Origin of the sequence: Aeromonas sp. 97A, from assembly GCF_051919185.1 — a bacterium.
Classification (GTDB): domain Bacteria; phylum Pseudomonadota; class Gammaproteobacteria; order Enterobacterales; family Aeromonadaceae; genus Aeromonas; species Aeromonas veronii.
On record NZ_JBQBFF010000001.1, the window covers coordinates 3,353,930 to 3,369,248 of the forward strand.

Annotated in this window: 14 protein-coding genes; 4 read left to right on the forward strand and 10 right to left on the reverse strand. The window is 60.5% G+C overall.

Annotation, left to right across the window (positions count from 1 at the left end; all coding sequences use genetic code 11):
• Positions 1–6 precede the first annotated feature (6 nt).
• Positions 7–411 (forward strand): CBS domain-containing protein, encoded by a 405-nt coding sequence (locus ACTG27_RS15195; RefSeq protein ID WP_005356342.1) that lies wholly within the window; start codon positions 7–9, stop codon positions 409–411.
• Here the strand turns inward: ACTG27_RS15195 and ACTG27_RS15200 are convergent.
• Entirely contained in the window at positions 408–944 is a 537-nt protein-coding gene (locus ACTG27_RS15200; protein WP_005357578.1) for a DUF2301 domain-containing membrane protein, read from the reverse strand. The genes ACTG27_RS15195 and ACTG27_RS15200 overlap by 4 nt on opposite strands.
• 87 nt (positions 945–1,031) lie before the next feature.
• On the opposite strand from ACTG27_RS15200, the gene ACTG27_RS15205 reads away from it, so the two are divergent.
• A complete protein-coding gene (locus tag ACTG27_RS15205; RefSeq protein WP_115521577.1) occupies positions 1,032–1,796 on the forward strand; it encodes a substrate-binding periplasmic protein in 765 nt (254 codons plus the stop codon).
• Between the two features lie 63 nt (positions 1,797–1,859).
• On the opposite strand, the gene asnC is transcribed toward ACTG27_RS15205, so the two are convergent.
• Positions 1,860–2,321, reverse strand: coding sequence for a transcriptional regulator AsnC (gene asnC, locus ACTG27_RS15210; RefSeq protein WP_005339783.1), 462 nt, complete (start codon positions 2,319–2,321; stop codon positions 1,860–1,862).
• A gap of 154 nt (positions 2,322–2,475) precedes the next feature.
• Here asnC and asnA point away from each other — a divergent pair, with 154 nt between their 5' ends.
• Positions 2,476–3,468, forward strand: a complete 993-nt coding sequence (gene asnA / locus ACTG27_RS15215) for an aspartate--ammonia ligase (protein ID WP_058056217.1) — start codon at positions 2,476–2,478, stop codon at positions 3,466–3,468.
• A 280-nt stretch (positions 3,469–3,748) separates the two neighbouring features.
• Here the strand turns inward: asnA and clpB are convergent, their stop codons facing one another.
• From clpB to rluD, 3 genes are all read right to left on the reverse strand, one after another.
• A complete protein-coding gene (gene clpB, locus ACTG27_RS15220; protein WP_439979910.1) occupies positions 3,749–6,322 on the reverse strand; it encodes an ATP-dependent chaperone ClpB in 2,574 nt (857 codons plus the stop codon).
• Positions 6,323–6,524: 202 nt separating this feature from the next.
• Positions 6,525–7,262 carry a peptidoglycan editing factor PgeF gene (gene pgeF, locus ACTG27_RS15225; RefSeq protein WP_213388073.1) on the reverse strand — a complete coding sequence of 246 codons (738 nt, stop codon included), beginning with the start codon at positions 7,260–7,262 and terminating at the stop codon, positions 6,525–6,527.
• 112 nt (positions 7,263–7,374) lie between these two features.
• Positions 7,375–8,355 (reverse strand): 23S rRNA pseudouridine(1911/1915/1917) synthase RluD, encoded by a 981-nt coding sequence (gene rluD, locus ACTG27_RS15230; RefSeq protein ID WP_005339771.1) that lies wholly within the window; start codon positions 8,353–8,355, stop codon positions 7,375–7,377.
• Between the two features lie 117 nt (positions 8,356–8,472).
• Between rluD and ACTG27_RS15235 the strand changes: the two genes are divergently transcribed.
• Positions 8,473–9,228, forward strand: coding sequence for an outer membrane protein assembly factor BamD (locus ACTG27_RS15235; RefSeq protein WP_019446583.1), 756 nt, complete (start codon positions 8,473–8,475; stop codon positions 9,226–9,228).
• Between the two features lie 134 nt (positions 9,229–9,362).
• On the opposite strand, the gene ACTG27_RS15240 is transcribed toward ACTG27_RS15235, so the two are convergent.
• The 5 genes from ACTG27_RS15240 to ACTG27_RS15260 all read right to left on the reverse strand — a co-directional run bounded on the left by ACTG27_RS15240 (position 9,363) and on the right by ACTG27_RS15260 (position 15,225).
• Complete coding sequence (locus ACTG27_RS15240; RefSeq protein WP_439979911.1) at positions 9,363–10,691, reverse strand: CoA-disulfide reductase; 1,329 nt, start codon at positions 10,689–10,691, stop codon at positions 9,363–9,365.
• 79 nt (positions 10,692–10,770) lie between these two features.
• Positions 10,771–12,171, reverse strand: a complete 1,401-nt coding sequence (locus tag ACTG27_RS15245) for an L-cystine transporter (RefSeq protein ID WP_042031893.1) — start codon at positions 12,169–12,171, stop codon at positions 10,771–10,773.
• A gap of 135 nt (positions 12,172–12,306) precedes the next feature.
• On the reverse strand, positions 12,307–13,608 hold the full coding sequence (locus ACTG27_RS15250) for an L-cysteine desulfidase family protein (protein WP_439979912.1): 1,302 nt from the start codon (positions 13,606–13,608) through the stop codon (positions 12,307–12,309).
• A 21-nt stretch (positions 13,609–13,629) separates the two neighbouring features.
• Positions 13,630–14,298 (reverse strand): helix-turn-helix transcriptional regulator, encoded by a 669-nt coding sequence (locus ACTG27_RS15255; protein WP_439979913.1) that lies wholly within the window; start codon positions 14,296–14,298, stop codon positions 13,630–13,632.
• A gap of 147 nt (positions 14,299–14,445) precedes the next feature.
• Positions 14,446–15,225, reverse strand: a complete 780-nt coding sequence (locus ACTG27_RS15260; protein WP_263717799.1) for a substrate-binding periplasmic protein — start codon at positions 15,223–15,225, stop codon at positions 14,446–14,448.
• Positions 15,226–15,319: the final 94 nt, after the last annotated feature.

Below are 15,319 nucleotides of genomic sequence, written 5' to 3' on the forward strand. Positions count from 1 at the left end.
ACCACCATGCTGAAAGTACACCACCACATGGGTCGCCTGACCCACTCCCTCACTGCCGGACTCGGCCTGGCCGAGGCGCTGGATCGCCTGCATCAATCGGGTCTTGGCGGCCTGCCGGTGCTGGATGAGCAGAAACGGCTTATCGGCTTTCTTTCCGAACAAGATTGCATCCCCAGCCTGCTCACCGGCAGCTACCACTGCGATACCCGCACCCGGGTGGAGGATCTGATGAACCGCTCGCCCCTCTCGGTCGGGCCGGATGAGAGCATTCTGGATCTGGCTCGCCAGATGGCCGATGCCAAACCCAAGATCTACCCGGTGCTGCAACAGGGCAAGGTGATCGGCATCATCAGCCGCCGTCAGGTGATGCAGGCCCTCAACCAGCAGATGAAGGTGTGCCAGCAGACCTAGATCTGGTAACGCCCCTTGTCACCGATATCGAAGTGCAGGGGCATCCGCCACTTGGCCAGCGCCAGCAAGGTCAACAGGGCCCCGCATACCAGCGCCACCAGTGCGGCGGCCCACTCCACCCGCAACCACTCCAGCAGCCATAACGCCGGCAGCAATACGGGCACCAGCTTGATGCCGGGAATGGCGAAACAAAACTGCTCCTTGAACGCCAGCCCGGAGAGGGTCGCCAACGCCGCCCCCAGCACCAGCGCATCCGGCGCCCCCACCGCTGCCAGGGCCAGTGCGCCCCAACCAAATCCCTGTAGAATCAGGCGAATCCGCTTGTCGTAGATATGCAGCGAGAAGCCGCAGATTGCGCTTGCCACTGCCAGCGACATCAACCATTGTGCCGACGGGAGCAGTGCCATCCCGCTCAGCAGCGCCGCACCGCGGCAAAGCAGCAACAAGGCTGCCGCACTCAAGCCAAGGCGGTAGAGCGAGACGGTCAACTTGTCGATCCCGTCCAGCGGGCTCTCGATTTCAGGATTTGCCATAAACAGTCGCTTCTAACGGATCAGGTGCCATCCAATATACTGGAATCAGGTCTTGGAATATCTTCAAACGGGCTCAGGAGACGTAGTTTGCGTGTGATCCCCCTGTTTTGGTTGCTGTTTCCACTCGGATTGCCCGCCAAAGAGCTGGTGATCTGCGGCACCATGGAGCCCCCGCTCAAGTATCTCGATGCCGATCAGAAACCCCGCGGACTCGATATAGACATAGTCACCGCCATCTTCGACAAGCTGGAGACGCCCTTTCGGATCGAGCTGGCCGACTCCGGTGCCCGCCTCACCCGCAATGCCGAAACCGGCGCCTGTGACCTGGTGATGACCCACTCCTACAAGGCGGAGCGGGAGAGTTATCTCATCTATCCCCAGCAGGCCCATCTTCGCCACAGCTGGCACTTCTTCGTGCGCAAGACCGACCTGCTGAAGATCCGTTACGAGACGCTGGCCGATCTCAAACCCTGGCGCATCGGCGTGACCAAGGATTTCTCCTACACCCCTGAACTGGCAGCGGCCATGACTGACCCGGCCTATCAGTTTCAGGAGATCACCATGAACCAGCTGCAACTGCGCAAACTGCTGGCCGGACGCATCGATACCGTGCCCATGCCGCTGGTCACCGCCTTCACCCAAATCAAGGAGGAGGGGCTGACAGGCAAGGTCGATTACCTGCCCAAACCGCTCAAGAGCAGCCCCTACTTCAACACCTGGGCCCGCGCACGAGCGGATGCACAGACCCCCGCCCTGATGGCGGCCTACGATGCCGAACTGCTGCGCATGAAGCGCAACGGCAGCCTCAAGGCCCTCTACGACAAGTACGCCATCCCCTATATCGAACCCTGATCAGGGGGTCAGGGTTTCGCACGGGAGATGGATCTCTACACCCTACCCCTTATACAACCCACCTCAAGGCTTCACGTCCCGCAGGATCGGATTCTGCAACGAGATCAGGGTTTCAGTGGACTGGATCTCGTCGATGGTCTGGATCTTGTTGATCAGCACTATTTGCAGCTCGTCGATGGAGCGGGTCATCACCTTCATGAAGATGCTGTAGTGGCCGGTGGTGTAGTAAGCCTCCACCACCTCGTCCAGCGCCTGCAGCTTGGCCAGCGCCGAGGGGTAATCCTTGGCGCTCTTCAGATTGATCCCGATAAAGCAACAGACGTCATAGCCCAGCTTCTTGGGGTTAACCTGCACCCGCGTCCCCTCGATGATCCCCGCCTGCTTCATCTTCTCCACCCGCACATGGATGGTGCCCGGGCTGACCGCCAGCTGCTTGGCCAATTCGGCATAAGGAATACGCGCATTCTCCATCAGGGCGGTGAGGATGGCCTGATCGAGATTATCGATCCGGTAATTTTCCGGCATTTTTTTGCCCTCCCGTTAGCGATACATCATTAAAAACACCCTTATTTTGAAGAAAAAAATACATAAAGCCTATTTCTATTATCGAATATTGAATTTAGTTGGCATTCCGTTGAAGAATCACCACATCCAACGGGGTTTGAAACAGGAATTCAGCATGAAACAGCACTACATTCGCAGCCAACAGCAGATCAGCTTCGTCAAAGAGATGTTCTCCCGCCAACTCGCCCAGCAACTGGGTCTGATGGAGGTGCAAGCCCCCATTCTGAGCCGGGTCGGTGATGGCACTCAGGACAACCTCTCTGGCCATGAGAATGCAGTGCAGGTCAAAGTAAAAACCCTGCCGGAGCACAGCTACGAAGTGGTTCATTCACTGGCCAAATGGAAGCGTCAGACTCTCGGTCGCTTCGGGTTCGGCCCGGGCGAAGGGATCTACACCCACATGAAGGCGCTGCGTCCGGATGAAGACAAGCTCACCCCCATCCACTCCGTCTACGTGGATCAGTGGGACTGGGAGAAGGTGATGCCGAGCGAGCGCCGCGATCTGGCCTATCTGCAGGAAACCGTGCGCGGCATCTGGGCCGCCATCAAGGCCACCGAGCGCGCAGTCTGCGCCGAACATGAGCTGACCCCCTTCCTGCCGGCCGAGATCCAGTTCCTGCACAGCGAAGAGCTGCTGGCCCGTTACCCGGACCTCGATGCCAAGGGGCGCGAGCGTGCCATCGCCAAAGAGCTGGGGGCCGTGTTCCTGATCGGCATCGGCGGTGCCCTCTCCCACGGTGAGCGTCACGATGTCCGCGCCCCGGACTACGACGACTGGAGCAGCCACAACGAGCTGGGTCTGGCAGGTCTGAACGGTGACATTCTGGTGTGGAACCCGGTGCTGCAAGACAGCTTCGAGATCTCCTCCATGGGGATCCGGGTCGATGCCGAGGCGCTGCGCCGCCAGCTGGCTATCACAGGCGACGAGGATCGCCTGCAATACGACTGGCATCAGGATCTGCTGGCAGCACGGATGCCGCAAACCATCGGCGGCGGTATCGGCCAATCCCGTCTGGCCATGCTGTTGCTGCAAAAAGAGCATATCGGTCAGGTACAGGTTGGTGTGTGGCCGGCCGAGATGAAAGCTGCCGTGCAAGGCATGCTGTAACGAATGAAGGCCATGCCGACGCCATCGCAGCCGGCATGGCAACAGGCAGGTGGCCGTCGGGGTTGAGCGAGCGCATCCCCGGCAGGCTGTAAGACGCAAGGCCGTTAGCGGTTTTGTTTCGAAATCGGGGGCTTGCCCCTGCGACCCGCTCAACCCACGTCAGGTCGCTTCACTACATTCCTCCCGGCAATCTTCGGATTGCCGTTTTTTTATTTTCCATCGCCCAGATATGGCAACGCCAGCCCGAGGGCTGGCGTTGCAAACATAGATACGAGACTGGTTACTGGGTCATGGTGAGGCCGTTGCTGTCGGCTCCCAGCAGCAGTTTCTTGCCGGGAACGATGCGGCCGGAGAGCAGCGCCTGCGCCAGCGGGTTCTCTACCTTCTGCTGGATTGCCCGCTTGAGGGGGCGTGCCCCGTAGACGGGGTCGAACCCTGCGTGAACCAGCTTCTCGAGCAGCGCTTCGCTCACCTCCACCTCGTAGCCCTGAGCCTCCAGACGGCCCATCAGGCTCTTGAGCTGGATGCGGGCGATGGACTTGATGTGCTCCTCGCCGAGGGGGTGGAACACCACTGTCTCGTCGATCCGGTTGATAAATTCCGGCCGGAAACTGCGGGTCAGCACATCCATCAGCATGGCCTTCATCTCGTCGTAATCCTTCTCGGAGTGGTGTTCCTGAATCAGATCCGACCCGAGGTTGGAGGTCATGATGACCACCGAGTTACGGAAATCGACGGTGCGACCCTGACCATCGGTCAGGCGGCCATCGTCCAGCACCTGCAACAGGATGTTGAACACATCTGGATGCGCTTTCTCCACCTCGTCCAGCAGGATCACCGAGTAGGGACGACGGCGTACCGCCTCGGTCAGATAACCGCCCTCTTCATAACCCACGTATCCGGGAGGCGCCCCCACCAGACGGGCAACACTGTGTTTCTCCATGAACTCGGACATATCGATCCGCACCATGGCATCCTGGGTATCGAACAGGAACTCCGCCAGCGCCTTGCACAGCTCGGTCTTGCCCACCCCGGTGGGCCCCAGGAACAGGAAAGAGCCGATGGGGCGATTCGGGTCGGAGAGTCCGGCGCGGGAGCGGCGAATGGCGTTGGAGACCGCATCGACCGCCTCTTCCTGACCAATCACCCGGCTGTGCAGCTGCTCTTCCATCCGCAGCAGCTTGTCGCGCTCCCCTTCCAGCATGCGGGCGACCGGAATACCGGTCCAGCGGGCCAGGACGTCTGCGATCTCCACATCGGTGACACGGTTGCGCAGCAGACTGGTCTCCTGCATCTCGGCTTGAGTGGCGAGATCCAGCTGCTTCTCCAGCTCGGGGATGCGGCCGTACTGCAGCTCGGACATCCGGCCCAGGTCGCCTGCCCGGCGCGCCACATCGAGATCCTGACGGGCCTGTTCCAGCGCAGCCTTGATATGCTGGGTGCCGGCGAGGGCGGCTTTCTCGGCCTTCCATACCTCGTCCAGCTCGTTGTATTCCCGATCTTTTTCGCCAATCTCCTGATTGATCAGCTCCAGACGCTTGCGGCTGGCGTCGTCGTCCTCCTTCATCAGCGCCTGCTGCTCCAGCTTGAGCTGGATGATGCGTCGCTCGAGGCGATCGAGCGCCTCCGGCTTGGAGTCGATCTGCAACCGGATGCTGGCCGCCGCCTCGTCGATAAGGTCGATGGCCTTGTCCGGCAGCTGGCGATCCGCGATGTAGCGGTGGGACAGCTGGGCCGCCGCCACGATGGCAGGATCGGTGATCTGCACATGGTGGTGCAGCTCGTAACGCTCCTTCAGACCGCGCAGGATGGCAATGGTGTCTTCGACTGTCGGCTCTTCCACCAGCACCTTCTGGAAGCGACGCTCCAGCGCGGCATCTTTTTCGATGTACTGACGGTACTCATCCAGGGTGGTGGCGCCGACGCAGTGCAGGTCGCCACGGGCCAGCGCAGGTTTCAGCATGTTGCCCGCGTCCATGGCCCCTTCGCCCTTGCCGGCGCCGACCATGGTGTGCAGCTCGTCGATAAAGAGGATGACGTTGCCCTCCTCCTTGGCGAGATCGGTCAGTACGGCCTTGAGCCGCTCTTCAAACTCGCCGCGATACTTGGCCCCGGCCACCAGCGCCCCCATGTCCAGCGACAGCACCCGCTTGTTCTTGAGCCCTTCCGGCACTTCGCCGTTGATGATGCGCTGGGCCAGCCCCTCGACGATGGCGGTTTTACCGACACCGGGAGCACCGATCAACACGGGGTTGTTCTTGGTGCGGCGTTGCAGCACCTGAATGGTACGGCGGATCTCGTCATCACGGCCGATCACCGGGTCGAGCTTGCCGATTTCGGCCCGCTCGGTCAGATCGATGGTGTACTTCTCCAGCGCCTGACGGTTCTCCTCGGCGTTGGCATCTTCCACCTTCTTGCCGCCACGCACCTTGTCGATGGCCGCTTCCAGTTTCTCCTTGGTCAGCCCCTGAGCACGCAGCAGCTCGCCCAGCGTGCCCTTCTCGTCGAGGGCCGCCAGCACGAACAGTTCGGAGGAGATGAACTGATCCTTGCGCTGCTGGGCCAGTTTGTCGCAGACGTTGAGCAGGCGGCCGAGGCCGTTGGAGAGCTGCACATCCCCTTCCACACCACTGACACGCGGCAGGCGATCCAGCTCCTCGCCGAGGCGGGAGCGCAGGGCATTGATATCCATCCCGGTCAGGGTGAGCAACGGACGGATAGAGCCGCCATCCTGATTGACCAGTGCGGTCATCAGATGAACGGGTTCGATGAATTGGTGGTCACGACCCAGTGCCAAAGACTGGGCATCGGAAATAGCAATCTGGAATTTGCTGGTAAGGCGATCGAGGCGCATTGCACTCCCCCTTCAAACAGGCAGACGCCGCTTGCGCGGCAAACAACATAACTTTCTGAGATGAAAGATGAGGCCCGTACGGGCTATTTCAAGGGCATGGGCTGGTTATTTTTTCTGCAAAGCGGGGAGAGGGCAGGATCCCCGCCTCTCTCATACGGATCTGTTCTTGAGAGAGACGGGGTATTACTTGGCGGGTGATTGCTTAGCGGGCCAACCAGATGAGGGAGGCCATGCGACCGGTCTGGCCATCGCGACGATAAGAGTAGAACTGCTCGCTATCGCTGAAGGTGCAGTATTCGCCGCCATAGACGGCGGTAACGCCGGCACGGGCAAGGCGCAGCCGAGCCAGCTGGTAGATATCCGCCAACCATTTGCCGTCGTTGGACGAAGGGACGAACGTCGCTTCTGCTTCAGCCTGCTCAGCCATAAAGGCCTCGCGCACCTCTCCCCCCACTTCAAATGCAGTGGGGCCAATGGCCGGGCCCATCCAGGCCAGGACCTCGCCCGGCTCGCAGCCCATGGCGGCGATGCTCGCCTCCAGCACGCCCTCTTTCAGTCCACGCCAGCCTGCGTGGGCCGCTGCGACCACGGTACCTGCCCGATCGCAGAACAGCACCGGCAGACAGTCAGCAGTCATCACGATGCAGGCCAGCTCCGCCTCATGGGCGCAAGCTGCGTCGGCATCCGGCGCCAGCTCATAATGGCTGCTGACCGGATGAACCACGGTGCCGTGCACCTGATTGAGCCAGTTAAGGGGCCCCGGGATGGCGGCCGCCTGCTGCAAGCGGGCGCGGTTAGACTCGACTCGCGCCGGTTCATCCCCCACATGGGCGCCCAGATTCAGCCCGGCGAAAACCCCCTCGCTTACCCCGCCATCCCGAGTGGTTGACAGGGCTCTGACATTGGCCGGAGCTGGCCAGTCGGGTTCGATCCATTTCATCTGTGACTCCTTCAATTCACCGATATAAAAACGGGGCTCCTGCAAGGGAACCCCGTTTGGCATCTATTCGGGCCGGATGACGCCAGAAACCGACGCAGCAGGCCCTATCGCATCAGTTCCAGACTAAATCATCCGGATTGGCGAGAGTATCCGCGCGCAGCACTTCCATCAGCTCCACCATGTCTTGCGGTGTAGCTGAATGCCACTGCATCACTTCACCCGTGATGGGGTGAGCCAGTTGCAGCATGGTGGCATGCAGCGCCTGACGGTTGAAGTTACGCAGTGCCTGGGTCAGCTCGGGGGTCGCGTTGCGCAGCGGGCGCAGACGGCCACCGTAAGCGGGATCGCCCACCAGCGGGTGTTTGATGTGCGCCATGTGGACACGGATCTGGTGGGTACGGCCGGTCTCCAGACGCAGACGCAGACGGGTGTGGCCACGGAACTTCTCGTGCACCCGGTAGTGAGTTACGGAAGGACGGCCATTGGGCACCACGGCCATATGGGTACGCTGGGTCGGGTGACGGCCGATGGGCGCATCAACCGTACCACCTGCGGTCATATGACCGATGGCGATCGCTTCGTACTCACGGGTGATCTGGCGCGCCTGCAACGCTTCCACCAGATGGGTCTGGGCGGGTACGGTTTTGGCAACCACCATCAGACCTGTGGTGTCTTTATCCAGACGGTGCACGATACCGGCGCGAGGTACCTCGGCAATGCCGGGGTAGCGGTGCAACAGGGCGTTGAGGATGGTGCCATCCGGCGTACCTGCGCCCGGGTGAACCACCAGTCCGGCCGGTTTGTCGATCACCAGAATGTGTTCATCTTCATAAACGATGTTGAGCTCGATATCCTGGGCATCCCAGCGAGTATCATCTTCCAGCTCGACATTCACATGCACCTGCTGCCCGGCCAGAATCTTCTCGCGCGGGGTGTTGGCAACCTGACCGTCCAGGGTCACTCTGTCCTGTAAAATCCACTCCTTGATGCGGGTGCGGGAGTAGTCTGGAAACAATTCGGCCAGGGCCTGGTCGAGTCGCTGCCCGAATTGGTGATCCTGGAATTCGCCTGTCAGTTCAATATGCTGGCTCATGTATGGTCTCTTGAGCGGGGGGTATCAATTCGAAATAATCCGGGTATTCTAGCTTTTCTTTTAGCCAAGCATAACGGATACTTTGCCAATTTCGTGGAAATGGACCGGATGTTGTTGATGGGAAAGAAGTCTCACCTGCTGATGTCGCTCGCCTTGGTCGCTACCTTGATCACAGGCTGTTCCAGCACCAAACCCAAGGTACCCGACGAACCGCCGGAGACCCTGTACCAGAAAGCACGCCTCAAACTGGACGTTGGCAATTACGTGCAAGCCACTGAATTGCTGGAGGCTTTGGACTCTCGCTACCCGTTCGGTGCCTACTCTAACCAGGTGCAGCTTGACCTCATCTATGCCTACTACAAGCAGGATGATACCGCTCAGGCGATCGCCAATATCGACCGTTTTATCCGCCTCAATCCGGCGCATAAAAATATCGATTACGTCTTCTACATGCGCGGCCTGACCAACATGGCGGCGGATTACAATTTCTTCCAGAGCCTGTTCGGTATCGATCGGGACGACAAAGACCCGGCTTATGCCCGTCAGGCATTCCAGGACTTCAAGACCCTGTTGCAAAACTACCCCAACAGCGTCTATGCCGCCGATGCCCGCGCCCGCATGATTGGCCTGAAGAATCGTCTGGCCCGATATGACCTGAGCGTGGCCGAGTATTATGTGAAGCGTGATGCACTGGTCGCGGCCGCCAACCGGGCCAAGCTGATCGTCGAAACCTACCCCGACACAGCCGAAACCGAGAAGGCACTGGAGATCATGGTCGAGTCTTACGACGCCCTGAAGATGCCACAGCTGGCCAAGCATGCCCGCGAAGTGCTGGCCAAGAACTACCCGGAGAACCGCCTCGGCCGTGGCTGAGTGATACGGATAAACCGGTAACAAAAAACCGATGCCTTGGCATCGGTTTTTTTATCGCTGCAATTTAGCCGCTGATTTTACCCGCAGAGGCTCTGCAGAGCAGAATCTGCGTAACGACGCAGTCATCGCAACGCTTACTTCGCGACGTTACCCGCCACGTTCAGGGCATCCCAGGTGCGGGAGAAGGGCGGCGCGTAGGCAAAGTCCAGCATGCCGAGCTGCTCGGTGGTCACTCCCATGGTGATGGCCACTGCCAGCGCGTCGATGCGGTGGACCGCCCCCTTGCGACCGAGGATCTGACCACCCAGCAGCCGCTTGCTGCCCGCCTCGTAGACCAGTTTGACGTGGATGTCGGACTGGCCAGGGCAGTAGTTGGTGTGGCACTTGTCCTTGATCACCACGGTGCGATAGTCGATCCCCATCGCCCTGGCTTCCTGCTCGGAGAGGCCGGTACGGCCCGCCTCCAGCCCCAGCACCTTGAGCGCGGCGGAACCCAGAGTACCCGGGAACTCCTGCTCGGCACCTGCGAGATTCTCGCCTACCATGCGCCCCAGCTTGTTGGCGATGGTGGCGAGCGGCACATAGACCTGCTGCTGCTTCACGGCGTGCCAGACGCTGGCACAGTCACCGGCCGACCAGACGTTGGCCAGCGAGCTGCGCCCCTGACGGTCAACTTTGATGGCGCCGTTGCCGAGCCGCTCGATGCCGGTATCGGCCAGAAACTCGGTGTTGGGCTTGACCCCGGTACAGACCACCACGATATCTGCCTCGTACTCACCCAGGCTGGTACGCACGCCGGTCACCCGGCCCTCCCCCAGCAGCGCTTCAACCCGCTCACCCAGATGAAGGGAGACTCCCTGCTCGCGCAGTTCTGTTTCGATATGCTGGGTGATCTCGCCATCAAACGCATCGGGAATAACCCGATCCGCCAGCTCGATGAGACGCACCTCTTTGCCCTGATGCACCAGCGCCTCGACCACCTCCAGCCCGATAAAGCCGGAACCGATCACCACGGCGCGGCGATTGTTCTTGTCTTGTACCGCCGCCTTCAGCGCCAGTCCGTCGGCCATCCGGCGCAGACCGAATACCCCTTGCTGCTGCAAGCCGGGGATGGGGGGCATCACTTCGCGGGCGCCGGTGGCGATCATCAGCCGATCGTAGCGATCGGTGAAGGTGTCGCCGTTGTGCTCGACAGTCAGCGTCTGCGCGGCAGCATCCAGACTCTGCACCCGGTGGCCAATCTTTACCTCGATCCCCTTGGCAGCGAACTGCTCCGGGGTGAACTCGGCCATGTAGCCGGGCTCCTGAAACTCGTCGCCGACGAAGTAGGGCAGGCCGCAGGCACCGAAGGAGATCACCTCGGATGCCTCATACACCACGATCTCGGCCTCTTTGGCCAGTCGACGCGCCTTGGCGGCCGCACTCATACCGGCGGCTTCGCCACCGATGATCACGATTCTCATAGTTGCTCCTGTCAATGACGCAGGGAGGGCATGCCCTCCCTGTGGTTGATGGCGGGAAGGTTGCCCCTCCCGCAGCGGATCAGATGGTGGACTCTTCGCCGTCCAGACTCACTTCGTGATCGCTGTTGAATACGTTCATGTCGGTCTCCCCCAGCAGGCGGCTGGTAACCGTGCCCGCGGTGATGGAGCCGGAGACGTTGAGCGCGGTACGGCCCATGTCGATCAGCGGCTCGATAGAGATGAGCAGACCGGCCAGCGCCACCGGGAAGTCCAGCGCGGAGAGCACGATCAACGCGGCAAAGGTGGCGCCGCCGCCAATCCCGGCCACCCCGAAGGAGCTGACGGTGATGATGGCGATCAGGGTCATGATGAAGCTCGGGTCCATCGGGTTGACCCCGACAGTCGGTGCAATCATCACAGCCAGCATGGCCGGATAGATACCGGCACAGCCGTTCTGACCGATGGTGGAACCGAAGGAGGCGGCGAAGTTGGCGATCCCCTCCGGAATACCCAGCGACTTGGTCTGGGTCTGCACGTTCATCGGGATGGAGCCCGCACTGGTACGGGAGGTGAAGGCAAAGGCCAGCACCGGCGTGATCTTCTTGAGGAAGCGAGCCGGGTTGATACCGACCATGCCGACCAGCAGCAGGTGCACGGCGAACATGATGGCAATCGCGCCGTAAGAGGCCATCACGAAGCTGAGCAGATTGATGATGTCAGCGTAGTTGGAACCGGATACCACCTTGGTCATCAGGGCAAGCACACCGAACGGGGTCAGGCGCAGCACCAGGGTCACCATCCGCATCACGATGGCGTGGGCCACGGCGATGAAGTGGCTGAAGCTGGCGAAGATCTCCGGCTTCTTGCGGGCAATGCCGGTAGCCGACAGACCGATGAAGATGGAGAAGATCACCACGGCGATGGTGGAGGTCTTGCGACCGCCGGTCATGTCGAGGAAGGGGTTGGCCGGAATGAACTCCAGCACCATCTTGGCAAAGGACATGCTCTCGACGCTGCCGAGGGTGCTCTGCAACGCAGCACCGCGAGCGCTTTCCGCAGCACCGGCAGTGAGCCCTTCTGCAGTCAGACCAAACAGGTTGGACATCAGGATGCCAGCCCCTGCCGCGATAGCGGTGGTGAAGATCAGCACGCCGATGGTCATGGCGCTGATCTTGCCAAGGGCGGTACCGCCATTGAGCTTGAGGATGGCGCTGATGATGGAGACCATGATGAGCGGGATGATGATCATCTGCAGCAGCTTCACATAGCCGCTACCGACGATATCGAGATAGTCGATGGTCTGGCCAATCACCGCAGACCCCGCTCCGTAGAGCAGCTGCAGGGCAGCCCCGAACAGGATACCCAGCCCCAGACCGGCAAACACCCGGCGGGTGAAGCTCACATGTTTTTGCTGCAACCGATAGAGGAAGAACAGCAAGAAGGCCGCAATGGCCAGATTACCGATAACGCTAAGTGTCATGAGATGACCCCCCAAAAAGCGGGCAATGCCCGGGAAACAAGAGCAAGCACGACGCATGCCCTGGCAACCGTGTCGGACGGCCTGACCCGTCACGACATAAACAAGGGGGTCTTAGCCCCCTTTGTTTCTACAAACTTATGGCTTCTGCTGTTTCGCTCGCATGATTTTGATGATCTCGATATCCGTATCCAGCATCCCCTCTTTGGAGAGGCGGCCCAGATTGGCGATGGTCTGGTCCACATCGTCGGAGACGATCCCCTCGCTCTGGGGGACATGCAGGTTGTTGATAGCCATCAGGGAAGACTTCACTGCGGCCGAGGTGGAGGTGGAGACCTTCATGGAGCAGGCGCTGCCCGCGCCGTCACAGATGATGCCGGAGACATCGCCAATCATGTTGTTGATGCAGTGGCTGATCTGCTGATACTGGCCGCCCAGTAGCCAGGTGATGGCCGCGCCGGAGCCCATGGCTGCGGTGCTGGCGGCGCAGAGGGCCGACAGCTTGTTCTGATAAGTCTTGATGTAGATAGCCACCAGATGGCTCATCACCAGCGCCCGGGTCAGCTGCTCGTCGCTCGCCTTGAGGAAGCGGGCCGCCGCGACCACCGGCATGGTGGCGGCAATACCCTGATTGCCGGAGCCGGAGTTGGACATGGCGGGCAGCATGGCGCCATCCATCCGCGCATCGGAAGCAGCGGAGGAGAGGCGCATCGCCAGGGTCATCAGGTCATCGGAGAGCAGCTTGCGCTCCACCTGCTCGGTGAGGATCTTGCCGATGCGCAGGCCATAGCCCTGCAACCCCTCGTCCGCCAGCGCCTGATTCATGGTGGCGGCCTCGCGGATGAAGTCGATCTCCGCCAGCGGTACCTGCAGGGCAAAATCGACGATCTCGCGCAGGGTCATGGTCGGTTTGGCGGATTTGGCTGGCTGGATCTGCACGCCGGGAGCGTTGTCCTGCTGCATCAACACCTCGCCATCCTTCTCCATCAGGATGATGCGGGTGTGGTCGGTACAGATCACCACCCGGGCGCTGTGACCCTCCACCTCGGCCAGCACCTCGGCGTAGAGCACGTCCGGCACATCCTTCACATCCACCTTGATGGCGGGCAGCAGCGCCTTGGCGGCTTCCACCTGATCTGGCGTGAGAGTCTTGAGCACCTCCAGCCCGGCATCAGGATTGCCGCCGGTGATGCCGACTGCAGCGGCCACCGGCAGGCCGATCATGCCGGTGCCCGGCACCCCGACCCCCATGCCGTTCTTGAACAGGTTGCCGCTGACCCAGACACTGATAAGGGTCGGATCCTGCCCCAGCAGCTTGCGGCAGTTGGCCGCAGCCAGGGCGACCGACATCGGCTCGGTGCAGCCAAGGGCCGGCACCACTTCACGCTTGAGCAGGGTAATAAAGTCGGTCCATTGTGCTTTCATCGCAGTGTTTCTCATGTTCAGGGTGCCCGCAGGCAGTTATTGCTTGTTCAGATCCGCCTTGTGGTTGCGGATATGCAGATAAACAGTATGACGGGAGATGCCGAGCATCCGGGCAACCAGCTGTGCCGCCTCCTTGATCTCGAAGATCCCCATGTCGAAGAGCCGGGTCACTATCTCCTTGTTGCGCACCGTGCAGGAGAGCGAATCGTCCCGATCCACCTTCTCAATCACCTGAGTCACCAGATCATCCACCGAGCTGGCAAAGGTCTCGTTGTTGAGCGGCGCCGGTGCCGCGGGCAGCGCAAAAGTATCGAGCAAGCTGCCAAGGGAGGTATCCAGACTGAAGTTCACGCAGAGCATGCCGATGGGCTTGCCCTGCCGGTTGCTGATAGTGATGGAGGAGGACTTCATCAGCGTCCCGTCGCGGGTACGGCTGAAGTAACTGCTCCACTGGCTGCCCGCCTCCCCCTGCAAGCGGTTGAGGGCAAAGTCGGTGACCGGCGCCCCCTCCCGACGACCGGTGACATGGCCGTTGGCAATCTTGATGACCGACGCATCCAGCGTATCGAACGCATGCAACACCACCTCGCACCCTGAGCCAAACAGCGCGGCCAACGCCTCGACCGCGGGCTCGAAACTGTCGATCAGATGACGTTCTTCATCCGTTAACGAATTGATCTGGTCAGTGGTGGCTGCTGTGGACATATATGAGTAACTTTGAGTAAACCGCAGTTGATTCTACTATCAACAAGTTCAACTAATGTTGAGCGGCATCCCCTTTTTGTTCGCCATTATGCCCACCTTTTAACAAAGTGCGACAAATTGTGAAGCGGCGCACAGCAGGGCGGCAACTCAGAGGTGATAGCGAGCCAGCAACTGCTTGTAGGCGGGGGTCTGTTTGAACGCCTTGAGGGCAGAGGAGAAGCGGATAGCCAGCTGGTCGTGGCCGGGCTTGTGGGTAAACGCGAGGAAGTTGCGGTTGTCGTCGGTCAGCAGGCGCGAGCCGTGGCTCACCTGATCCTGCAACCCCTGGGTATGCAGCAAATAGCGACCGACCCGCTCGTTGAGCACCACCCCGTCCAGCCGACCGGCCATCATCAGATGCAGCTGTTTGATGGCATTCCCCTCCCCCGTCATCGGCATCCGGATCACCCCGGGATCGGTCAGAAAATCGGGGCTGTAGGCATAATCTTCCTGAATACCTATCCGCAGCCCCTTGAGGTCGGAGAGCTGCCTGAAATCCACCGGACGAACCGTCGGATAGAAGAGTACTTCACCGCTGTAAGAGAGCGGCTCTTCGGGATAGTGGAGCCAATGCTGGCGGGAAGGTTCAAAGAAGACATCAAGCACCGCATCCCCCTGCCTGAGACGGGCCTGCTGCAGAACCCGCTTCCAGGGCAGCACCCTGATTTCGGTGCGATAACCCATCTGGCGCAACACGGTACAGGCCAGATCGAGATCGGCGCCGGCCAGCTCGCCATTGTCACCACGCATCACATAAGGGGGCCACAGCTCGGTCAGCAGCGTCAGAGTCGGCGGCTCGTCCGCCGCCACGGCCGAACCAGCACCAAACAGGGAGGCCAGCAGCCAGCCGTACAACCCGATCCTTCGCCAACCCTGACACCACATCATGGAGGTCCCTCATGGTCCGTATGGATTGAGGATATACAAGGGATGAGCAATAAAAAAGGAGGCCGAAGCCTCCTTGATATTCACTCTCTGAATG